The 21,842-nt window shown below is 63.3% G+C and carries 21 protein-coding genes; 6 read left to right on the forward strand and 15 right to left on the reverse strand.

The features are described 5' to 3' along the window. Positions 1–33 precede the first annotated feature (33 nt). From DM807_RS13555 to exbB, 6 genes are all read right to left on the reverse strand, one after another. On the reverse strand, positions 34–1,437 hold the full coding sequence (locus tag DM807_RS13555; RefSeq protein ID WP_179027460.1) for an aminoacyl-tRNA deacylase and HDOD domain-containing protein: 1,404 nt from the start codon (positions 1,435–1,437) through the stop codon (positions 34–36). Between the two features lie 78 nt (positions 1,438–1,515). Beyond that, positions 1,516–3,594: an ATP-dependent DNA helicase RecG gene (gene recG / locus DM807_RS13560; protein WP_012274840.1), complete on the reverse strand. Its 2,079-nt coding sequence runs from the start codon at positions 3,592–3,594 to the stop codon at positions 1,516–1,518. A 3-nt stretch (positions 3,595–3,597) separates the two neighbouring features. After that, positions 3,598–4,524 (reverse strand): hydrogen peroxide-inducible genes activator, encoded by a 927-nt coding sequence (locus DM807_RS13565; protein WP_012274839.1) that lies wholly within the window; start codon positions 4,522–4,524, stop codon positions 3,598–3,600. A 94-nt stretch (positions 4,525–4,618) separates the two neighbouring features. Beyond that, positions 4,619–5,350 (reverse strand): energy transducer TonB, encoded by a 732-nt coding sequence (locus tag DM807_RS13570; protein ID WP_012274838.1) that lies wholly within the window; start codon positions 5,348–5,350, stop codon positions 4,619–4,621. Continuing rightward, the gene (gene exbD / locus DM807_RS13575; protein WP_012274837.1) at positions 5,347–5,775 is read right to left on the reverse strand and encodes a TonB system transport protein ExbD; all 429 of its coding nucleotides are present in this window, start codon (positions 5,773–5,775) and stop codon (positions 5,347–5,349) included. Before exbD ends, DM807_RS13570 begins: the two co-directional genes overlap by 4 nt. Before the next feature lie 3 nt (positions 5,776–5,778). Further along, positions 5,779–6,759 (reverse strand): tonB-system energizer ExbB, encoded by a 981-nt coding sequence (gene exbB, locus DM807_RS13580; RefSeq protein ID WP_012274836.1) that lies wholly within the window; start codon positions 6,757–6,759, stop codon positions 5,779–5,781. A gap of 190 nt (positions 6,760–6,949) precedes the next feature. Here exbB and DM807_RS13585 point away from each other — a divergent pair, with 190 nt between their 5' ends. Further along, entirely contained in the window at positions 6,950–7,819 is an 870-nt protein-coding gene (locus DM807_RS13585) for an SDR family oxidoreductase (RefSeq protein WP_012274835.1), read from the forward strand. Between the two features lie 141 nt (positions 7,820–7,960). On the opposite strand, the gene DM807_RS13590 is transcribed toward DM807_RS13585, so the two are convergent. From DM807_RS13590 to DM807_RS13610, 5 genes are all read right to left on the reverse strand, one after another. Then, the gene (locus tag DM807_RS13590; RefSeq protein ID WP_041166619.1) at positions 7,961–8,692 is read right to left on the reverse strand and encodes a hypothetical protein; all 732 of its coding nucleotides are present in this window, start codon (positions 8,690–8,692) and stop codon (positions 7,961–7,963) included. Positions 8,693–8,751: 59 nt separating this feature from the next. Further along, positions 8,752–9,132, reverse strand: coding sequence for a RidA family protein (locus DM807_RS13595; protein ID WP_012274833.1), 381 nt, complete (start codon positions 9,130–9,132; stop codon positions 8,752–8,754). A 23-nt stretch (positions 9,133–9,155) separates the two neighbouring features. After that, on the reverse strand, positions 9,156–11,264 hold the full coding sequence (gene spoT, locus DM807_RS13600) for a bifunctional GTP diphosphokinase/guanosine-3',5'-bis pyrophosphate 3'-pyrophosphohydrolase (RefSeq protein WP_019471052.1): 2,109 nt from the start codon (positions 11,262–11,264) through the stop codon (positions 9,156–9,158). A 59-nt stretch (positions 11,265–11,323) separates the two neighbouring features. Beyond that, complete coding sequence (gene rpoZ, locus DM807_RS13605) at positions 11,324–11,587, reverse strand: DNA-directed RNA polymerase subunit omega (RefSeq protein ID WP_003253383.1); 264 nt, start codon at positions 11,585–11,587, stop codon at positions 11,324–11,326. Positions 11,588–11,827: 240 nt separating this feature from the next. Continuing rightward, a complete protein-coding gene (locus tag DM807_RS13610; RefSeq protein ID WP_012274831.1) occupies positions 11,828–12,700 on the reverse strand; it encodes a LysR family transcriptional regulator in 873 nt (290 codons plus the stop codon). Between the two features lie 205 nt (positions 12,701–12,905). Between DM807_RS13610 and DM807_RS13615 the strand changes: the two genes are divergently transcribed. From DM807_RS13615 to DM807_RS13625, 3 genes are all read left to right on the forward strand, one after another. Next, entirely contained in the window at positions 12,906–14,288 is a 1,383-nt protein-coding gene (locus tag DM807_RS13615; RefSeq protein ID WP_012274830.1) for a glutamine synthetase family protein, read from the forward strand. 4 nt (positions 14,289–14,292) lie between these two features. Beyond that, positions 14,293–15,060: a gamma-glutamyl-gamma-aminobutyrate hydrolase family protein gene (locus DM807_RS13620; RefSeq protein ID WP_012274829.1), complete on the forward strand. Its 768-nt coding sequence runs from the start codon at positions 14,293–14,295 to the stop codon at positions 15,058–15,060. A 119-nt stretch (positions 15,061–15,179) separates the two neighbouring features. After that, the gene (locus tag DM807_RS13625) at positions 15,180–16,721 is read left to right on the forward strand and encodes an APC family permease (protein WP_012274828.1); all 1,542 of its coding nucleotides are present in this window, start codon (positions 15,180–15,182) and stop codon (positions 16,719–16,721) included. A gap of 115 nt (positions 16,722–16,836) precedes the next feature. On the opposite strand, the gene gmk is transcribed toward DM807_RS13625, so the two are convergent. Then, positions 16,837–17,457 (reverse strand): guanylate kinase, encoded by a 621-nt coding sequence (gmk, locus tag DM807_RS13630; protein WP_012274827.1) that lies wholly within the window; start codon positions 17,455–17,457, stop codon positions 16,837–16,839. Positions 17,458–17,470: 13 nt separating this feature from the next. After that, a complete protein-coding gene (locus tag DM807_RS13635) occupies positions 17,471–18,334 on the reverse strand; it encodes a YicC/YloC family endoribonuclease (protein WP_012274826.1) in 864 nt (287 codons plus the stop codon). Between the two features lie 228 nt (positions 18,335–18,562). On the opposite strand from DM807_RS13635, the gene rph reads away from it, so the two are divergent. Continuing rightward, the gene (gene rph, locus DM807_RS13640; protein ID WP_012274825.1) at positions 18,563–19,285 is read left to right on the forward strand and encodes a ribonuclease PH; all 723 of its coding nucleotides are present in this window, start codon (positions 18,563–18,565) and stop codon (positions 19,283–19,285) included. Between the two features lie 61 nt (positions 19,286–19,346). Here rph and DM807_RS13645 read toward each other — a convergent pair whose 3' ends face one another. Next, the gene (locus DM807_RS13645; RefSeq protein WP_003253401.1) at positions 19,347–20,126 is read right to left on the reverse strand and encodes an exodeoxyribonuclease III; all 780 of its coding nucleotides are present in this window, start codon (positions 20,124–20,126) and stop codon (positions 19,347–19,349) included. Positions 20,127–20,206: 80 nt separating this feature from the next. Here DM807_RS13645 and pyrE point away from each other — a divergent pair, with 80 nt between their 5' ends. Further along, positions 20,207–20,848 carry an orotate phosphoribosyltransferase gene (pyrE, locus tag DM807_RS13650; protein WP_003253405.1) on the forward strand — a complete coding sequence of 214 codons (642 nt, stop codon included), beginning with the start codon at positions 20,207–20,209 and terminating at the stop codon, positions 20,846–20,848. 79 nt (positions 20,849–20,927) lie between these two features. On the opposite strand, the gene argB is transcribed toward pyrE, so the two are convergent. Continuing rightward, positions 20,928–21,833, reverse strand: coding sequence for an acetylglutamate kinase (argB, locus tag DM807_RS13655; RefSeq protein ID WP_004575216.1), 906 nt, complete (start codon positions 21,831–21,833; stop codon positions 20,928–20,930). Between the last annotated feature and the right edge of the window lie 9 nt (positions 21,834–21,842).

Consider the following 21,842-nt stretch of genomic DNA (forward strand, 5'->3'; position numbering starts at 1 on the left):
AATTGCCGGGGCCGCAATGCGGCCCCAGAAGTCTCAATGCGGTGCGTGGAACTGCGAAGCCAGTTCTCGCAACAGGTTCTCGGCCTCGAGCACCTTGTTCACCACATCCTCGGCCTTGTTCCGGGTAATCCCCAAACGCTCCAGTAGCTCGTCAGGGATCTCTTCCTGCGGCCCAGTGCCGATCCCCCGTGAGCGCAGCAGGCGAGTGGCCAGGCACACCAGGTTGGGGAACGCCGAGTACTCGCCGTCATAGGCCGGGTCGTGCTGGAAGCGCAGGGCGGTCGACAGCTCTTCGGGCATGTCCCACAGCTTCATCAGCCAGGCCCCGATCTGCTCGCGGCTGATGCCCAGCAGGTGCTGCTCCACGTAGGTGTGGTTCAGGTGCGGGTTGACCTCCAGGTGGCGGCAGATCAGCGAGAAGTGCGGCGGGAACACATGCGCCAGCAGCAAGTAGCCAAAGTTGTGCAGCAGCCCGGCCAGGTAGGTGAGCCCGGCTTCGGGGCGCTCTGCCCGAGGCATGGCGCGGGTCAGGCCTTCGATGATTGCAGCGGTGTAGATCGACTGCTGCCAATAGGGCGTTGCCTGCTGTGGGTGGTCTTTTGGCAGGCTCAAGGTTTTGCCCAGTGCCAGGCCAAGGGCCAGATTGATCACCAAGTCGAAGCCCAGCACGCGGACAATGGCGTCTTCCACCGAGCGGATCTTGCCCGGCGAGGCGTAATAGGGCGACGCGGCCCAGCTCACCACTTGCGCTGCCAGCGCCGGGTCTGTTTCGACCACGCCCGTGATGTCATCGATACTGGCGTTGGGGTCTACCCGTAGCTTGATGATTTTTTGCGCGGTGTCGGCCAGCGGTGGGATTTCGATGGTTTCTTCCAGGCGCTTCTGAATGCGTCGGGCAGTGAAGGCCTGGACGGCATTGGTGATTTCCCGGGTGTCGTCATCGGGGCGGTCGAGGTTGGGGCTGATGGCCTCGACTTCCTGACCGAAGTTGCTGGCGCTGGCTTTGGCCAGCATACGCTTGAAGTTCGCGCGTTCGATTTCCAGCAGCAGGCCGGCTTCGCCCGACTGGATATAGACGGTCTCGGCGTCGAGCAGGCTCTTTTCGTACTGGCACGGCGAGCTGGTCAGCGCCGGGATACCCGGCAAGGCCTTGAGCTGGTGCTTGTCGAGCATCTGCTTCAGTCGCGGCACCGACACAGCGGTGAGCTTGCGCCCGGTCAGCTCGGCCAGGCGGTTGAGGTCCAGCAGTTGGCTCTGCGGGAACAGCACCATGAGGGCGCCGACCTCGTCGTCGAGAAGCACCGCCTGCACCCGCGAAGCCGCAGGCAGCTGCGGGTGTTCGACCACCTCGCGGTAGGCCACGCCGAGTTTGTCGAGCAGCAGCCTGATGACAGAGGGGGCGTGTGGGGTTGCGGTGTCCAGGGCAACTTCAGTCATGGTCCGTATCCACTGTTTCTTTTAAACGCGAAGTATAACCAGCCTGCGAGCAAATCTGGATCCATTCTGGGACTAGCGTCACACTTGGCCATATTGCTGGCCATGGCGCAGCCAGCGGTCGAGTAGCGGGCTGACATGATCCGGCCAGCGCGCGACCAGGGCTTGAGCGGCGTCTCGCACAGCCGGCAGCAGGTCGGCGTCGCGCATCAGGTCGGCGACCTTGAACTGAAGCAGGCCGGTTTGGCGGGTGCCCAGCATCTCGCCCGGACCACGCAGCTCAAGGTCCTTTTCGGCGATGATGAAGCCATCGTTGGTTTCGCGCATGATCCCCAAGCGCTCGCGACCGATCTGCGACAGCGGTGGGTGGTACAGCAGCACGCAATGGCTGACGGCGCTGCCCCGGCCAACCCGGCCGCGCAGCTGATGCAGTTGGGCAAGGCCCAGGCGTTCGGGGTTTTCGATGATCATCAGGCTGGCGTTGGGTACGTCCACGCCGACTTCGATGACAGTGGTCGCGACCAGCAACTGCAACTCACCGGCCTTGAACTGCGCCATGATCTCGGCTTTTTCCGCAGGTTTCATGCGGCCGTGAATCAGGCCCACACGCAGTTCGCCCAAGGCGCTGCCGAGTTCTTCATAAGTGCTTTCGGCTGCCTGACAGGTCAGCTCTTCAGACTCTTCGATCAGGGTGCACACCCAATAGGCCTGGCGCCCCTCGGCGCAAGCGGCGCGAACCCGCTCCACCACCTCGAAGCGGCGGCTGTCGGCCACCAGCACCGTGTTCACCGGGGTACGCCCAGGCGGCAGTTCGTCGAGCACCGAGGTGTCCAGGTCGGCATAGGCGCTCATGGCCAGGGTGCGCGGAATAGGCGTGGCAGTCATGATCAGCTGGTGTGGGCACAGCTCGCCGGCCACGCCTTTTTTGCGCAGGGCCAGGCGTTGCTGTACGCCGAACCGGTGCTGTTCGTCGATGATCGCCAGGGCCAGGTGCTTGAACTTGACCTCTTCCTGGAACAGCGCGTGGGTGCCGACCACCATGGGTGCACCGTTGGCGATCTGCTCCAACGAGGCTGCCCGGGCCTTGCCCTTGAGCTTGCCAGCCAGCCACGCCACTTCGATGCCAAGCGGTTCGAGCCAGCGTTTGAAGGTGATGTAGTGCTGTTCGGCGAGAATCTCGGTGGGTGCCATCAGCGCCACCTGGTAGCCCGCTTCCAGGCCCTGCAACGCAGCCAGGGCGGCAACCACGGTCTTGCCCGCCCCCACATCGCCTTGTACCAGGCGCATCATTGGCGCGTGCTGGCTGAGGTCGTAGGCAATTTCGTTGGCTACCCGCTGCTGCGCGCCGGTCGGCTGGAAGCCCAGGTTGGCCAGGTATTGCGCCTGCAGGCGCGTGGCCTTGGGCAATACCGGTGCACGCAGGCTGCGCAGGCTTTCGCGCAGGCGTTGTTGCGACAGCTGATGGGTCAGCAGCTCTTCGAAGGCCAGGCGGTGCTGGGCCCAGTGCTGGCCTTCGGCAAGCTCGTCGAGGTCGGCGTCGGCCGGTGGGTTGTGCAGGTAGCGAATGGCTTCGTCCAGCGGCGCCAGCTGGTAGTCCCGCGCCAGTTCGTCCGGCAACCAGTCGGGCAGGCTGCGTGGGCCGAGCAGGCCAAGGCTCTGTTGGCACAACAGGCGCAGGCGTTGCTGGGTAAGGCCTTCGGTGGAGGGGTAGATCGGCGTCAGGGTCTGCTCGACCGGTGGCGGCGGCTCGTCGCCGTTCAGTGCGCGGTACTCTGGGTGGTAGATTTCCAGGCCCGAAGCGCCGGGGCGGGCTTCGCCGTAGCAGCGCAGGTGAGTGCCGCGCTTCAGGCCCTCCTTCTGCGCGTTGCTGAAGTGGTAGAAGCGCAGTGTCAGCACGCCGCTGCCATCACCCAGGCGCACCACCAGGCTGCGGCGCTTGCCCATGGTCACGTCGCTACCACTGACCACCCCCTCGATCACCGCATCCTGGCCGGGGCGCAGTTGGCCAATCGGTACCACTCGGGTGCGGTCCTGGTAGCGCAGGGGCAGGTGGAACAGCACGTCCTGCAGGTTTTCCAGGCCGACCTTGGCGAGCTTTTCTGCCATGGCCTCACCAACACCTTTCAGTACCGTGACCGGGACTTTCGACAGCTCACTCATGACTCAGGCCGGCTGTTCCGCAGGGTTTTTTGCGACCGAGCACAGGCGGATCGAGTCAGCGAGGATCTCGATGGCCTTGGGCCGAGGGAAGCTGGCGCGCCAGGCGATGGCCACGGTACGGAACGGTGCCGGTGCCGTCAGCGGGCGCACTTCGATGACGCCGGGGGCGTAGTGATGGCTGTGCACGGCCGACAGCGGCAGGATCGACACGCCAAGGCCCGAGGCCACCATGTGGCGGATGGTTTCCAGCGAACTGGACTCGACCGTGGTGTGCCTGGAGCCTTCTCCCCCCTTGTTCAAGGTTGGGCAGGCTTCCAGTACCTGGTCACGGAAGCAGTGGCCTTCACCGAGCAGCAACAGGCTCTTGTCGTTGAGCATGGCGGTGTCGATGGTCTTCTTCGCCGTCCACGGGTGGTCGGCAGGCATCAAGGCGCAGAACGGTTCGTCGTACAGCGGCAAGGTCAGCACGTCGGCTTCGTTGAACGGCAGGGCGATGATCACCGCGTCCAGTTCGCCGTTGCGCAGCTTTTCGCGCAGTACGTGGGTGAAGTTTTCTTCGATGTACAGCGGCATCTGCGGCGCCACGCGGTGCAGTTGCGGGATCAGATGCGGGAACAGGTAGGGGCCGACGGTGTAGATGGCACCGACCTTGAGCGGGGCGGTCAGCTGGTTCTTGCCGGCCTGCGCCAGTTCGCGAATGCCTTGGGCCTGCTCCAGTACCTTCTGCGCCTGGGCAACGATGCTTTCACCGACCGGGGTCAGGCGTACCGCGCTTTTGCTGCGCTCGAAGATCAGAACGCCAAGCTCATCCTCGAGCTTCTTCACACCGACCGACAGGGTCGGCTGGCTCACGTGGCAGCGCTCGGCGGCGTGGCCGAAGTGCTGTTCCTGGGCGAGTGTGACGATGTAGCGTAATTCTGTGAGGGTCATAACGTGCGTCCATGAAGTTGCGGGCCCAGCATAGCGGCTGCAATCGATAGACGCACGTTATCAGACTTGCCGATTTGTGACAGAAACAAAAGTCTCAGCGGCGGTCCAGTGAGTAGACGAACGGTGCCACGACTTCGATCGTGCCATTGTTCAGCAACTCGGGTGGCGGCTTGGGTACCGTGCCGGCCCGACGGATCATTTCCAGGGTCGCCCGGTCCAGTGCGGCGCTGCCCGAACCACCGGCCATGGAGTACGACACCACCTTGCCTTCGGCGTCGACCACGAAGCGCAGGCGGTTGATGCCTTGCAGGCCGCGACGGCGCGCGTCTTCCGGGTAACGCTTGTATTTGGCCAGGTGGCGCAGCAGGTCGCTCTGCCAGGTGGGCAGGGCGTTGCTGTTGGACGCAATGCTCGGTGCCGGTGCCGCGGACTTCTGCGGTGGCGTGTTGCTGGGCGGTGCGTCTACCGTTTGCTCGGTTGGCGGCGCTTCCTTCGGCGGCTCAGGCTTTTTCTCGGGCTTGGGCGGCTGTGGCTTGGCCTTCGGCTTGGGCGGCTTGTGGACGGCGATCTTGGGCTTGGGCGCTTCCACCAGCTTCGGCAATGGCAGTTCTTCGACCGGTGCCGGTGGCTGTGGAGCCGCTTTCGGTGGTGGTGGTGGCGCAGGCTCCGGTAGCGGTGCCAGTTCGACCATCATCGCTGCCGGGGGCAGTTCGATGGCCTGGGGCACCGACCAGTTGAGCGTCAGCAGCACGGCGACCACGTGCACGCCCAGCACGATCGCCAGGCTGCCACCGTAGCGCGCCATGTTCGAGCGCGTTTTCGTCATTTCTTGGCTGCCGTCTCGAGACCTACCAGACCGACCTTGAGGTAGCCGGCCGCGCGCATGTTGTTCATCACTTCCATCAGGTCACCGTAATCCACGCCTTTGTCGGCCTGGAAGAAGATGGTGGTTTCCTTGTCACCCTTGGTCTTGGCGTCGAGCATCGGGCCAAGCTGTTCGGGCGCAGCAACCTGATCGTCGCCGACGTACAGCTTCTGGTCGGCCTTGACGCTGACGAACACCGGCTTCTCGGGCCTCGGCGCCGGTTTGGCGGTCGAGGCCGGCAGGTCGACCTTGATGTCGACCGTGGCCAAGGGGGCTGCGACCATGAAGATGATCAGCAGCACCAGCATTACGTCGATGAACGGCGTAACGTTGATTTCGTGGTTTTCGGCGAGGTCGTCGCCACCTTCGTTGAGATGCAGGCCCATGGTTTACCCCACTTTCACCATGTGCGGGGCAGCGCGCTCGCTGCCCTGGTGGTCCAGGTCACGGCTGACCAGCAGCAGTACCTGTGCGGAGGCGTCGGACACCTGGGCCTTGTAGCCGGCAATGGAGCGGGCGAAGACGTTGTAGATGACCACAGCCGGGATTGCCGCGACCAGACCCAGGGCGGTGGCCAGCAGGGCTTCGGCGATACCTGGGGCAACCACGGCCAGGTTGGTGGTCTGGGTCTTGGCGATGCCGATGAAGCTGTTCATGATGCCCCATACGGTACCGAACAGACCGACGAACGGCGCGGTGGAGCCGATGGTGGCCAGGACGCCGGTGCCGCTGCTCATGGTGCGGCCGCTGGCATGCACCAGGCGCTCCAGGCGGAAGCTGACGCGTTCCTTGATACCCTCTTTTTCACGGGCGTTGGCCGACAGACGCATTTCTTCGAGGGCATCGTGGACCAGCGTGTGGGCCAGGGTGCCTTCCTTGTTGGAGACTTCGCTGGCTTCTTTAAGGGTGGTGGATTTCTTCAGCTGGGCAATTTCACCCCGCAGGCGACGTTTGGCGCCCATCAGCTCGAAGCCTTTGGCGATCCAGATGGTCCAGGTGATGATGGAGGCTATGGCCAGGCCGATCATGACGATCTTCACCACGATGTCGGCGTTCTTGTACATGCCCCATGGGGACAGGTCGTGCGCCATGCCCAGCGAGGTGTCTTCAACCAGTGTATCGGTGGCGGGGTCGACCAGTACCTGCGAATCTGCCGGGGCGGCAGCTTGCGCTTGGCCTGCAGGTGCCTGGCCTTCCACGGCAGGTGCTGCCGGAGCGGCCGGAGCAGAAGCAGCGGCAGGCGTGGCGGCATTGGCAGTTGGCTCATCGGCCATGGCCACCGGGGCCAGCACCAGGCTGAGCGTCAGCGCGGCGATGGCGCGCCAGGCGCGCGACGGGGTTGGCGAAGCGGAAGGTTGAGTACGTGTCATGCTGGCCGGACCTGATGAAGAAAAAAGTGAGCGTTCTCCAAGGCCTCGAGGTAGGCCGAGAACAAATTGGCCGCCATTATTGCAAGTAATTCTTGTTAACAAAAGTAATCTTGTTGCTTTTTTCGCCTATGGTCTAGCCGCCCATCGTGTAGCGTGGCCGGGATGATCAATTGGTCTAGGGAGTTTAAAGATGTCAGACCTTTCCGTGATGGTGGTGGGTTGTGGTGATGTGGGTGGGCGTCTTGCCCTGCAGATGCTGGCTAAAGGTTGGCAGGTGAGTGGCCTGCGCCGTTCGGTCGAGCAGCTGCCAGCGGGCGTTCAACCAGTCGCCGCGGACCTGGCCGAGCCTTCGATCCCGCAAGCCTGGCCACAAGGCCCACTGGACTACCTGGTTTACTGCGTGGCGGCCAGCCAGCACGACGAGGCGGGTTACCAGGCGGCCTATGTTGATGGCTTGCGTCATGTGTTGGCCTGGCTGGTCGAGCGTGGCCAGCGCCCGCGTCGGCTGCTGTTCGTCTCCAGCAGCAGCGTGTATGCGCAGAAGGATGGCGAGTGGATCGAGGAAGGCGCGGCCACCGAACCGGAGGGCTATTCCGGGCGGGTGATGCTGGAGGCGGAACAGCTGGCGCGGGCCAGTGGCATCCCGGCGAGCGTGGTGCGCCTGACCGGTATCTATGGCCCAGGCCGCGAGTGGCTGTTGAGCCAGGTTCGCCAGGGCTACCGTGTGGCCGAGGAGCCGCCGCTGTATGGCAACCGCATTCATGCCGAGGATGCTGCCAGCCTGCTGGCGTTTCTGCTGCAGGCTGATGCCGATGGCATGGCGCTGGACGAATGCTACATCGGTGTCGACGACGACCCTGCGCCGCTGGCCGATGTGGTGGCCTGGCTGCGGGCGTACATGGGCGTTACCGAGTGGTCCGATGAGCAGCGGGTACGGCGCACCGGCAGCAAGCGCTGCAGCAATGCCCGGGCGCGCGCGTTGGGCTGGGCGCCGGTGTACCCAAGTTACAAGGAAGGCTATGCCGCGATCCTTCAAGGAAAAAATCAGTCTCAGGCCTGATGCGGTCCCTGTAGGAGCCGCCTTGTGTCGCGATGGGGCGCGCAGCGGCCCCAGGATTTCAGCGTCGCCGCATAGAATGCGGGGGCTGCTTCGCAGCCCTATCGCGACACAAGGCCGCGCCTACAGGAACCGCGCTCGATTTCAGCTGCGCTCCAGCACCCACTGACGCTTGCCTGCTGCCAGTTCCGGCATGTCGTCCGGCTGAGCACGGTTAACCGCCTGGAAAATCTCCAGCTTGTCGCCATCACGCTTGATGATGAACGGTGCACCACGCTGGTTGCGCTCCAGCCACAGGCTGTCATTGCTGCCGCCCATGGTTGCGCAATCGCCCGCCAGGCATAGGGCAAAGCGGTCCGGACCGGGCAGGCCGGTGACGCTACCGGTGTCGCTGAAACGTACATTGGCACCTTTGCCCTGGCCTTCGACGATCTTCCAGTCGCCGCCCAGGTAAGCCTGGTACAGCGCCTTTTCGAAGCTGCTGCCCAGTGGCGCATTGGCTGCAGCTGGCGCCTTGGCACGCACGAAGGTCTGCTTGGCGCCGCGCTGGTCGACAGCCAGCAACGCGTCACCATCAAGCGACAACTGCTCGGTCTGGCCGCCCTCGAAGCTGGCCTGCCATTGCTTGTCATTGGCGCTCAACTGGCCGTCAGCGGCCTCGAAACCATTGCTGTAGCTGGCTTGCTGGCTGGCAACGTCGAGTTTCCACTCGAATACCGGGCCGTGCTCGTTCAGTGCTTGGCGCAGGCTGCCGCCTTTGACCGCCGCAGTGATGGCGTCCTGGTTGATCCAGGTGCCGTTGAAATCTTCGGGTTTGTGGCTGGCGCAGCCGCCCAGTAGCAGGGCTGCCAGCGCGAGGGGCAGTGCTTGACGCATGACGGGTTGACCTTGCAGAGGAGAGAGGGTGACGGGCAGGGCGCCCGTCACCAGGGGCATCATTCGATGACCAGGATGGCGTCCATTTCGACCTGGGAGCCTTTCGGCAGCGCGGCTACGCCAATGGCGGCGCGGGCTGGGTAGGGCTGTTCGAAGTAGCGGCCCATCACCTCGTTGACCTTGGCGAAGTGGCTCAGGTCGGTGAGGAAGATGTTCAGCTTGACGATGTCCTTGAACGAACCACCAGCGGCTTCAGCCACGGCCTTGAGGTTCTCGAACACTTGCACGGTCTGGGCTTCGAAGCCTTCGACCAGTTCCATGGTCTTCGGGTCCAGCGGGATCTGGCCCGACATGTACACGGTGTTGCCGGCCTTGATCGCTTGCGAGTAGGTACCGATGGCGGCTGGGGCCTTGTCGCTGGTGATGACGGTCTTGCTCATGATGACTCCTTGCGGTTGGCGGACTACGTACGCATGCGGGTGATGCGGACCACACCGGTCAGGGTACGCAGCTTCTTGATCACACGCGCCAGGTGCACGCGGTCGTGCACGCTGACCACCAGTTGGACCACGCTGATACGGCCGTCGCGTTCGTCCATGCTGATTTTCTCGATGTTGCCGTCGGCGGCGTTGACGCTGCTGGCCAGCAGGGCGATCAGGCCGCGCTGGTGTTCCAGTTCGACACGCAGTTCGACATTGAACTCGCCGGTGATGTCCTTGGCCCAGGAGAGCTGTACGCACTTTTCCGGGTTATGGCGGATTTCACTGATGTTGCGGCAGTTTTCCAGGTGCACGACCATGCCCTTGCCTGCCGACAGGTGGCCGACGATCGGGTCACCTGGGATCGGTGTGCAGCACTTGGCGTAGCTCAGCACCAGGCCTTCGGTACCGCGGATCGCCAGCGGGCCTTCCGGCGCCGGCAGCTGTTCGCCTTCGGCCGACAGCAGGCGACGGGCGACCACGTAGGCCATGCGGTTGCCCAGGCCGATGTCCTCGAGCAGGTCTTCGATCAGCTCCAGGCGGTACTCGGCCAGAATCGCTTGAATGCGCTCCTGGGGGATTTTTTCCAGGCTGCTGTCGAAGCCGGTGAGGACCTTGTTCAGCAGGCGCTCGCCCAGGCTGATGGACTCGGAGCGGCGCTGCTGCTTGAGCGCGTGGCGGATGTGCGTGCGCGCCTTGCCGGTGACCACGAAGTTGAGCCAGGCCGGGTTCGGTCGGGCGCCCGGGGCACTGACGATTTCCACTGTCGAGCCGCTTTGCAGCGGTTCGGACAGCGGCGCCAGGCGACGGTTGATGCGGCAGGCGATGCAGCTGTTGCCGACGTCGGTGTGCACCGCGTAGGCGAAGTCGACGGCCGTGGAGCCTTTGGGCAGCTCCATGATGCGGCCCTTGGGCGTGAACACGTAGACCTCGTCCGGGAACAGGTCGATCTTCACGCTCTCGATGAATTCCAGCGAGTTGCCGGCACGTTGTTGCAGCTCGAGGATGCCTTTGACCCACTGACGCGCGCGGGCGTGGCTGCCCTTGGGCTGTTCGTCGTCGTTGGACTTGTACAGCCAGTGCGCGGCGATGCCGTTGTTGGCCATCTCTTCCATCTCGCGGGTGCGGATCTGGATTTCGATGGGCACGCCGTGCATGCCGAACAGCGTGGTGTGCAACGACTGGTAGCCGTTGGCCTTGGGGATCGCGATGTAATCCTTGAAGCGACCGGGCAGCGGCTTGTACAAGTTGTGCACGGCGCCAAGCACGCGGTAGCAGGTATCGACCTTGTCGACGATGATGCGGAAGGCATACACGTCCATGATCTCGTTGAAGGCACGGCGCTTGCCGCGCATCTTCTTGTAGATGCCATAGAGGTGTTTCTGCCGGCCGCTGACCTCGCCCTCGATACCATCGGCGGCCAGGCAGTTGGCCAGCGAGTGCTCGATCTTGGCGACGATCTCTTTACGGTTGCCGCGTGCGCTTTTCACCGCTCGGTGAATCAGCGACGAGCGCATCGGGTGCATGGCCTTGAAACCGAGGTCTTCGAACTCCACGCGCACGGTGTGCATCCCCAGGCGATTGGCGATGGGGGCGTAGATTTCGAGGGTTTCCTTGGCGATGCGCCGACGCTTTTCGCCGGACAGCACTTCCAGGGTGCGCATGTTATGCAGGCGGTCGGCCAGCTTGACCAGGATCACGCGGATATCGCGAGCCATGGCCATGGCCATCTTCTGGAAGTTCTCGGCCTGCGCCTCGGCCTTGGTCTCGAAGTTCATCTGGGTCAGCTTGCTGACCCCATCGACCAGCTCGGCCACGGTCTCGCCAAACTGCTGGCTGAGGGCTTCCTTGGCGATGCCGGTGTCTTCGATCACATCGTGCAGCATGGCCGCCATCAGGCTCTGATGGTCCATGTGCATGTCGGCGAGGATGCTGGCCACGGCCAGCGGATGCGTCACGTAGGGCTCGCCACTGCGGCGGCGCTGCCCATCGTGGGCCTGTTCGGCATAGAAATAGGCGCGCCGGACCAGGTTGACCTGTTCGGGGCCAAGATAGGTCGACAGCCGTTCGGCCAAGGCTTCTATACCCGGCATGGGTTCACCTCCTGCCGAGGAAGAGGGCCTTGCGCCGTGCGACGTCGACCTGGCATCAATCAGACAGCCTCGTTGTTCTCGTCCTCGAACGCGGCGAACACCGGATCCTCGGTGACGATCTCTTCAGCGGCGATGAATTCGTTGGTGACGATGCCTTCGGCGATTTCGCGCAGGGCAACAACGGTCGGCTTGTCGTTTTCCCACGCAACGCGTGGCTCTTTGCCGCCGGTCGCCAGCTGGCGAGCGCGCTTGGTCGAGAGCATGACCAGCTCGAAGCGGTTATCCACGTGTTCCAGGCAGTCTTCAACAGTTACGCGGGCCATGGTCTTCCTCAGTAGCAATTGCGGTGGGCGTGCAGCCCAATAATGGGCAGGCGGACTCGATAGTATAAAAATTCACCAGCCAATAGGGAAGCGCTGTTTTGCCGGGCGGTCACCTAGAAGCCCTGTGTTTGCTTCTTTGTGGCCAACCCGCTCGCTCAGGCATCGCCTGCCCCGTGGAAGTGGGTTGGCCCGCGAAAGAGCCGGAACAGACAGCCGCGATACTTGAGCCTGACGATAACCTCAGAGCATCGCGTCACGCAACCGCGGGGTCAGTTCCTCGAACAGGGTCTGAACCGAGCGCAATGCACGGCAATCCGGCCGGGTCAGCAGCCACAGCTGGGTGTCGCAGCCGGGCAGCGGGCCGCTCAGTGCATCCACCCCAGGCAGCGCGTGCACCATGTAGTCCGGCAATGCCGCCACGCCCAGGCCTGCGGTGACCAACTGGGCGATGGTCGACATGCTGCTGCACTGGTAGCGTGGGCTCAGCCCTGGGTGCTGCTGGTTGCGCCAGACCACCGTGGGGTGGTCCTGCATCGAGTCGTCAGGGGCGATCCACGGCACGCTGCCGGGCGACTCGGTCAGGCGTTCGCGCCACTGCGGCTGGCCGCAGACGACATAAGAAGTAGAGCCCAGGTTGCGGCCCACCAGGTGCTCTGGTGGCGTGTTGGTCAGGCGCAAGGCGATGTCGGCGTCGCGCCGGCTGAGGTTGGCGAAGGTGTTGGAGGTGCCCATCTCCAGCGACAAGGCCGGGTAGTTGGGCATGAACTCGGCCAGTGCCGGCAGCAGCAGGCTGTGCATCACCGCCTCGGTACAGGTCACGCGCACCGTGCCGCTGACCACTTGCTCGCCACTGGTCATGGCAATGCGCGCCGCCTCCAGCGCCTGCTCGGCGCGCTCGGCCTGCTCGGCCAGGGCCTGGGCGGTGTCGGTCGGCAAGTAGCCCTTGCGGCTCTTGACGAACAAGGCTGTGCCCAGCGCCGACTCCAGCCGGCGGATCGAGCGGAACACCGTCGAAACGTCGACTTTGAGTAGCTCGGCGGCTTTGGCCAGCGAGCGGCCACGTTCCAGTGCCAGGACCAGAGAGAGGTCGGCGTGGGTAATCTGATATTGCATTGGTGCACGCTCTGCTTGCCGAATTGCCAATGTCTGTTGCGTCGGAGCCATTTTATAGTGAAACGGCCCCCCGGAATCAATGCGCCCGGTCGGGTAACCAATCCCCACGATGGGAAAGTGAAAAGAACAACAGCTGCAACCATCGTCGCCCGTGAGGCGCCAGCCGTATCCCCACATCGCCGCAGCACATCAAAGGATGTACACCATGACGTCGGTAACCCCGTGCGCCAGTTCTTCCAGCGAGATGAATGACTTCCTCCAGGCCCATCCGGACACGCAGTATGTAGACCTGCTGATCTCCGACATGAATGGCGTGGTACGTGGCAAGCGCATCGAGCGGGCCAGCCTGCACAAGGTGTACGAGAAGGGCATCAACCTGCCGGCTTCGCTGTTCGCCCTGGACATCAACGGCTCCACGGTCGAGAGCACCGGCCTTGGCCTGGACATCGGCGATGCCGACCGCATCTGCTTCCCGATCCCCGGCACGCTGTCGGACGAGCCCTGGCAGAAGCGCCCCACCGCGCAGTTGCTGATGACCATGCACGAACTGGATGGCCAGCCGTTCTTCGCCGACCCGCGTGAAGTGCTGCGCCAGGTGGTGAGCAAGTTCGACGACCTGGGCCTGGATATCTGCGCGGCGTTCGAGCTGGAGTTCTACCTGATCGACCAGGACAACCTCAACGGTCGCCCACAGCCGCCGCGCTCACCGATTTCCGGCAAGCGCCCGCAGTCAACCCAGGTGTACCTGATCGACGACCTCGACGAATACGCCGACTGCCTGCAGGACATGCTCGAAGCAGCCAAGGAACAAGGCCTGCCCGCCGACGCCATCGTCAAGGAAAGCGCCCCGGCGCAGTTCGAGGTCAACCTGCACCATGTGGCTGATCCGCTGAAGGCGTGCGACTACGCGATTCTGCTCAAGCGCCTGATCAAGAACGTGGCCTACGACCATGAAATGGACACGACCTTCATGGCCAAGCCCTACCCAGGTCAGGCAGGCAATGGTCTGCACGTGCACATTTCGCTGCTGGACAAGAAAACCGGCAAGAACATCTTCGCCAGTGACGACCCGCTGCAAAGCGACACGCTGCGCCACGCCATTGGCGGCGTGCTGGAAACCATGCCGGCGTCGATGGCCTTCCTGTGCCCGAACATCAACTCCTACCGCCGCTTCGGTGCGCAGTTCTACGTGCCCAATGCGCCTAGCTGGGGCCTGGACAACCGCACCGTGGCAGTACGCGTGCCCACCGACAGCAGCGACAACGTGCGCCTGGAGCACCGTGTGGCTGGCGCCGACGCCAACCCGTACCTGATGCTCGCCGCGATCCTTGCCGGTGTTCACCACGGCCTGACCAACAAGGTCGAGCCCCAGGCGCCGATCGAAGGCAACTCCTACGAACAGCTGGAGCAAAGCCTGCCGAACAACCTGCGCGACGCCCTGCGCGCGCTGGATGACAGCGAAGTTCTCAACCAATACATCAGCCCGGACTACATCGATATCTTCGTGGCCTGCAAGGAAAGCGAACTGGCCGAGTTCGAAGTGTCGATTTCCGACCTCGAGTACAACTGGTACCTGCACACGGTGTAAGCCCATGAGCGCAACTGCGGTCCCCTTGATCGGTGTCAGCGCCTGCCGTCAGCAGGTGGGGAAGAACTCGTCGCACACGGTGGGCGACAAGTATGTCGAGGCGGCCGGCTTTGCCGGCTTACCGCTGATCTTGCCGGCCCGTGATGGCGGCAGCGACACGCATGCGCTGCTGGCTCGCCTGCACGGCATTGTTTTTACCGGCTCGCCTTCAAATATCGAACCGCATCATTACAATGGCGCCCCCAGTGTGGCAGGTACCCGGCATGACCTGGCGCGTGATCGCCTGACCCTGCCGCTGCTGCAGGCGGCCATTGCCGCCGGTGTGCCGGTGTTCTGCATTTGCCGTGGCTACCAGGAACTGAACGTGGCCCTTGGCGGCAGCCTGCACCAGCGCGTGCAGGAACTGCCTGGATACCTGGATCACCGCGAACCTGAGGATGCCCCCCTGGAGGTGCAGTACGGCCCTCGTCACCCGGTCGGCATCGAGCCTGGCGGGTTGTTCGAGCGCTTGGGCCTGGCGGCGCAGTTCGAGGTCAACTCGCTGCACAGTCAGGGCATCGACCGCCTGGCCCCAGGCCTGCGTGTCGAGGCACGGGCCCCGGATGGCCTGATCGAAGCAGTGTCCATGCCCGACGCGCCGGGCTTTGTGCTTGGCGTGCAGTGGCACCCGGAGTGGCGCTTCAACGAAAACCCGGTCTCGCTGCGCCTGTTTCAGGCGTTTCGCGAGGCCTGCATTGCCTATGCAGCACGGGAGGGTGCACGGCAGGAATGATTCTGACGTCAGCCGAAGGTCTCGGATGACTTGTCCCCGGCAGCAAGCTTTCAATGAGTGAAAGCGGGCCTTGTACGCAAGGCCTGTGAAAACAATTCCAAAATTTACGGCAAATACTCATGAGCAATTATACAGAAGCCGGCCGCCCACCCGACGTGGCGGCCGACGCGGGCAACACTCAACGCAGCAAAGGCCTGGCCAAAGGCCGTTTGGGCTTGTTGGCCAGCGTGGTGCTGGGCATTTCCACCATCGCCCCGGTCTACACCCTGACCGGCGCCCTTGGCCCGACCGTGCGTGAGGTCGGTGCCCACCTGCCTGCCGTGTTCATCGTCGGCTTCCTGCCGATGTTGCTAGTGGCCCTGGGCTACCGCGAACTGAACTCGGCAGAGCCGGACAGCGGCACTTCGTTTACCTGGTCGGCGCGAGCATTCGGCCCGATGATCGGCTGGATCGGCGGCTGGGGACTGGTGGTTGCCACGACTATCGTGCTGTCGAACCTGGCGGGGGTGGCAGTCGACTTCTTCTACCTGTTCCTGGGCCAGATCACTGGCAAGCATGAGCTGGCGGCCTTGGCTGACAACCTGCTGATCAACATCACCACCTGTTGCGTGTTCATCGCCCTGGCGGTGTGGATCTGCTGCCGCGGTATAGCCACCACCATGACCGTGCAATACGGCCTGGTGGCCTTGCAGTTGGTGGTGTTGATCGGCTTTGCCGTTGCCGCCTTCGGCGGTACCACGGCGCCGCCACCGCTGGAGTTCGACTTCGCCTGGTTCAACCCGTTCGGCGTCGAGTCGTTCTCGGCCTTTGCCGCCGGGCTGTCGTTGTCGATCTTCATCTTCTGGGGCTGGGACACCTGCCTGACCGTCAGTGAAGAATCGGTGGGCAGCGAAGAGGTGCCGGGCAAGGCCGCCACCTGGACCGTGATGCTGATTCTTGGCCTGTATCTGTTCACCGCCATCGCCACCCTGCAGTTCGCGGGTATCAGCGAAACGGGCCTGGGCCTGAACAACCCGCGTATCCAGGAGAACGTGTTCGCTCACCTGGCCGGCCCGGTCATGGGGCCGCTGGCGATCCTGATGTCCATCGCAGTGCTGGCCAGCACCGCGGCGTCGCTGCAGTCCACTTTCGTGGCACCGGCGCGCACCCTGTTGGCCATGGGTTACTACGGTGCGGTACCGCCGAAGTTCGCCAGCGTCTGCCCGCGTTCGCAAACCCCGCGCTACGCCACCATCTGCGCTGGCCTGGCGGCAGGGCTGTTCTACGTGACCATGCGTACCCTCAGCGAGAACGTGCTGGCGGATACCATCACCGCGCTGGGCATGATGATCTGCTTCTACTATTCGCTGACCGCGTTCGCCTGCGTCTGGTATTTCCGCGACAGCCTGTTCGACAGCCTGCGCCACTTCATCATGCGCGGCCTGTGCCCGCTGGTGGGTGGGGTGATCTTGTCGGTGATCTTCGCGCGTACCGCCATCGACAGCGCCTCGCCGGACTTCGGCAGTGGCTCGCATGTGGGCGGGCTGGGGCTGGTGTTCGTGATTGCCGCGATCATCTCGGTGCTGGGCATCGGGCTGATGATGCTGTCGCGCATGCGCGCGCCGGCATACTTCCTGGGGGCTACCCTGCGTCAGCAGGCTACCCTGCCGCTGCAGGAATAAAGCGGGGGGCGCTTTGCGCCCCTGGCGCGACACAAGGCCGCTCTCACAAGGAACTCAATCTCCTGTGGGAGCGGCCTTGTGTCGCGAAAGGGCCTCGAAGAGGCCCCATCAATCTTCAGCCGATCATTTGCTTCAGCAGCGCCGCATGACGCTGTTGCTGTTTCTTCAACAGCAGGCGATTGGAGCGGAACACCGCTTTCAAGTCTTCCAGCGCCACGTCGAAATCATCATTGATGATCACGTAGTCATACTCGTCGTAGTGCACCATCTCGCTGACCGCTTCCTTCATACGCCCGGCGATGATTTCTTCGCTGTCCTGCCCGCGGCCGTCCAGGCGCTGACGAAGCGCTTCCTGGCTTGGCGGCAAAATGAACACCGACAATGCCTGTGGCATCAGCTTGCGCACCTGCTGGGCGCCTTGCCAGTCGATTTCCAGGATCAGGTCATAGCCCTGGTCCAGGGTCTGCTGCAGCGCACTGCGCGAGGTGCCGTAGAAGTTGCCGAACACTTCGGCATGCTCCAGGAAGTCGCCTTGCTGGATCAGCGCCTTGAATTCTTCGTGGACCACGAAGTGGTAGTTCACCCCGTGTTCCTCGCCCGGGCGCATGGCGCGGGTGGTGTGCGAGACCGAGACGCGGATTTGCTGGTCGTCCTTGGTCAGGGCCGTTACCAGGCTGGTCTTGCCGGCGCCCGAAGGGGCCGAAACGATGTAGAGGGTGCCGCTGCTGTGGTTCATGGTCGGGGTGGCCTTACTCGATGTTCTGTACTTGTTCACGCATCTGTTCGATCAATACCTTCAGGTTGACCGCCGCTTGCGTGCTGCGTGGGTCGAAGGCCTTGGAGCCGAGGGTGTTGGCTTCGCGGTTGAGTTCCTGCATCAGGAAATCCAGGCGTCGGCCGGCGGCGCCGCCACCCTTGAGTACCCGGCGCACTTCGGTAACGTGAGTGCTGAGGCGGTCGAGTTCTTCGGCCACGTCGCTCTTCTGGGCCAGCAGCACCATCTCCTGCTCCAGGCGCTGCGGGTCCAGCTCGGCCTGCATATCGCCGAAGCGGTCGAGAATCTTTTGCCGCTGTGCTGCCAGCATCTGCGGGACCAAGGCGCGCAGGGTGGTGACTTCGCTGGCCATGTTGTCCAGGCGCTCGTTGATCAGCCGGGCCAGTTCCTGGCCTTCGCGCTGGCGCCCGGCCTTGAGCTCGGCCAGTGCTTCGTCGAACAGCGCCATGGCTTCAGCGTTCAGGGCCTGCGGGTCGCTGGTGTCAGCCACCAGCACGCCCGGCCACGACAGCACTTCCAGGGGGTTCAAGGGCGCTGGCTGCTTGATCAGGCTGGCGACTTCCTCGGCCGCGGCAACCAGTTGCGCGGCGCGCGCGTGGTCCACCTTCAGCGGTTTGCCGTTGCTGTCTTCGTTGAGGCGCAAGGTGCACTCCACCTTGCCTCGCGAAAGGCCCTGGCGCAGGCCTTCACGTACACCGCCTTCGAGGTCGCGCAGGGCCTCGGGCAGACGCAGGTGCGGCTCCAGGTAGCGGTGGTTGACCGAGCGCAGCTCCCAGACCAGGGTGCCTTGGCTGCCGGCGCGCTCGACACGAGCAAAAGCGGTCATGCTGTGCACCATGGGGAGTACCTCGCGTAGATGAATGAACGGTGGCAGCCTCTTGGCTGCAAGGCGCAGGATTGTAGCGCAGTGGGGCCGTGGCGCCCAATCCACCTATGTTACCGACGGGTGGCCGCGCAAGTAGGAAAAGGCGACGGGCTGTGCCGGGCGCGACAATAGGCATGTCTTCCCCAGGCTGCGGGCTCTATAATGCTCGGCAGATTCAAAGTCCCAGTACAGGTATCCCAGATGAAACGTCCAAGTGGTCGCGCCGCCGATCAGCTTCGCTCGATCCGCATCACCCGCAACTACACCAAGCACGCCGAAGGGTCGGTACTGGTTGAGTTCGGTGACACCAAGGTCATTTGCACGGTCAGCGTGGAAAACGGTGTACCGCGCTTCCTCAAAGGCCAGGGCCAAGGCTGGCTGACCGCCGAATATGGCATGCTGCCGCGCTCCACCGGCGAACGTAACCAGCGCGAAGCCAGCCGTGGCAAGCAGGGTGGCCGCACCCTGGAAATCCAGCGCCTGATCGGCCGTTCGCTGCGTGCGGCGCTCGACATGAGCAAGCTCGGTGACATCACCCTGTACGTTGACTGCGACGTGATCCAGGCCGATGGCGGTACCCGTACCGCGTCCATCACTGGCGCCATGGTCGCACTGTGCGATGCCCTGGCGGTGATCAAGAAGCGCGGTGGCCTCAAGGCCGGCAACCCGCTCAAGCACATGATCGCTGCCGTGTCGGTGGGCATGTACCAGGGCGAAGCCGTACTCGACCTGGACTACCCGGAAGACTCCGCTGCCGAAACCGACCTGAACGTGGTCATGACCAGTGCCGGCGGCTTCATCGAAGTGCAGGGTACTGCCGAAGGCGCACCGTTCCAGCCGGAAGACTTCAACGCCATGCTCGCCCTGGCGCAGAAGGGCATGAACGAGATCTTCGAACTGCAGCAGGCCGCACTGGCTGACTGACTGTTCCTGTAGATACGAAAAAGCCGACATCAATGTCGGCTTTTTCGTATCTGAACAGCACTCAGATGGTCAACGTCCAGTCATAGTCCACGATCAGCGGCGCATGCTGGGAGAAGCGCGGCTGACGCGGCAGGCGAGCATTGCGCACGAAGCGGCGCAGGCCCGGCGTGAGGATCTGGTAGTCGAACCGGTAGCCCAGGTTAAGCATCTCGGCCTGCTCGTTGTCTGGCCACCAGCTGTACTGGTCGCCTTCACGGCTGACTTCGCGCAGGGCATCGACGTAGCCCATCTCGCCAGTGATCGCATCCATCCAGGCGCGTTCCGGCGCCAGGAAACCCGGCGACTGCTGGCTGTCACGCCAGTTCTTGATGTCGAGCTTCTGCTGCGCCACGTAGAACGAGCCGCAGTAGATGTATTCGCGACGCTTGCGACGCTGCTTGTCCAGGTACTTGGCGAAGTCGTCCATCAACTTGAACTTCTGGTTCAAGTCTTCGTCGCCGTTCATGCCCGAAGGCAACAGCAGGCTGGCAATACTGACTTTGTCGAAATCTGCTTGCAGGTAACGCCCGTAGCGGTCGGCTGTCTCGAAGCCCAGGCCGGTGATGACTGCCTTGGGCTGCATGCGCGAATAAAGGGCCACACCACCTTGGGCGGGCACCTCCGCGTCGCAGGCATAAAGGAAATAGCCATCGAGCTGGAAAGCTGGGTCGTCGAGTTCAAAGGCCGAGGCGCGGGTATCCTGAAGGCAGATGACGTCGGCATTCTGGGCTTGCAACCAGCTGAGCAATCCACGCTCGGCTGCAGCCTGAATGCCATTAACGTTCACACTGATGATCCGCATAAATGGCCCCAAAAATCTCGTGCGTGTATGATACCCGAGCTCAACCCATTTAGCTAAATCCGTGGTATCCGGGACTATCCATGCAGCCGTATCAGCGCGACTTTATCCGTTTTGCCATCGATCGCGGGGTACTGCGTTTCGGTGAATTCACCCTGAAATCGGGGCGTACCAGCCCGTATTTCTTCAATGCCGGCCTGTTCAACACCGGTTCCGCATTGGCGGAGCTGGGGCGTTGCTATGCCGCCGCCATCGTCGACAGCAAGATCCCGTTCGACGTGCTGTTCGGCCCGGCCTACAAGGGTATCCCTTTGGCGGCGACCACCGCCGTGGCCCTTGCCGACCAGCATCAGCTCGACGTGCCTTGGTGCTTCAACCGCAAGGAAGCCAAGGACCATGGCGAAGGCGGCAGCCTGGTCGGCGCGCCGCTGGCCGGTGACGTGCTGATCATCGACGACGTGATCACTGCCGGTACCGCTATCCGTGAGGTCATGCAGATCATCAACGCCCAGCAGGCCAAGGCCGCTGGCGTGCTGATCGCGCTGAACCGCGAAGAGCGTGGCAATGGCGAACTGTCGGCGATCCAGGAAGTGGAGCGTGACTTCGGTATCCCGGTGGTCAGCATCGTTTCGCTGACCCAGGTGCTGGAATTCCTGGCGGACGATCCGCAGCTCAAGCAGCATCTGCCGGCTGTAGAGGCGTACCGGGCGCAGTACGGGATCTGATCCCGGCCTGGTAACGAAAAAGGCGACCTTCGCAAGAGGGTCGCCTTTTTTGTATCACCTGTACCGGCTAATCGATCACTCAGCGCGGCTTGCGGTTGGTGATCAGGGTACCCACGCCGCTGTCGGTGAAGATTTCCAGCAGCACAGCGTTCGGCACGCGGCCATCGATGATGTGCGAGCTGTTCACGCCGCCCTGCACCGCATCCAGCGCACACTTGATCTTCGGCAGCATGCCGCCATAGATGGTGCCGTCGGCGATCAGTTCGTTGACCTGCTCGGTGGTCAGGCCGGTCAGTACCTGGCCCTGCTTGTCCATCAGGCCGGCGATGTTGGTCAGCAGCATCAGCTTCTCGGCCTTCAGCGCCTCGGCTACCTTGCCTGCCACCAGGTCGGCGTTGATGTTGTACGACTCACCGTTGGCGCCCACGCCGATTGGCGCGATCACCGGGATGAAGTCGCCTTTCACCAGCATGTTCAGCAGGTCGGTGTTCACGCTCACCACTTCGCCCACGTGGCCGATGTCGATGATTTCCGGGGTGGTCATCTCGGGCGTCTGGCGGCTGACGGTCAGCTTGCGGGCGCGGATCAGCTCCGCATCCTTGCCGGTCAGGCCGATCGCGCTGCCGCCGTGGCGGTTGATCAGGTTGACGATGTCCTTGTTCACCTGGCCACCCAGCACCATCTCCACCACATCCATGGTCGCCGAGTCGGTGACGCGCATGCCATCGATGAAGTGGCTTTCGATCGACAGACGCTTGAGCAGGTCGCCGATCTGCGGGCCGCCACCGTGGACTACCACGGGGTTGATGCCCACAGCCTTCATCAGCACGATGTCGCGGGCGAAGCCGGTCTTGAGCTCCTCGCTTTCCATCGCGTTGCCGCCGTACTTGATCACCAGGGTCTTGCCGACAAAGCGGCGGATGTAAGGCAGTGCTTCGGACAAAACCTCGGCTACATGGGAAGCGGCATCGCGATCGAGGGTCATGCAGGGCTC

The sequence above is a fragment of the Pseudomonas hunanensis genome (assembly GCF_013393325.1).
GTDB classification, from domain to species: Bacteria; Pseudomonadota; Gammaproteobacteria; order Pseudomonadales; family Pseudomonadaceae; genus Aquipseudomonas; species Aquipseudomonas putida_P.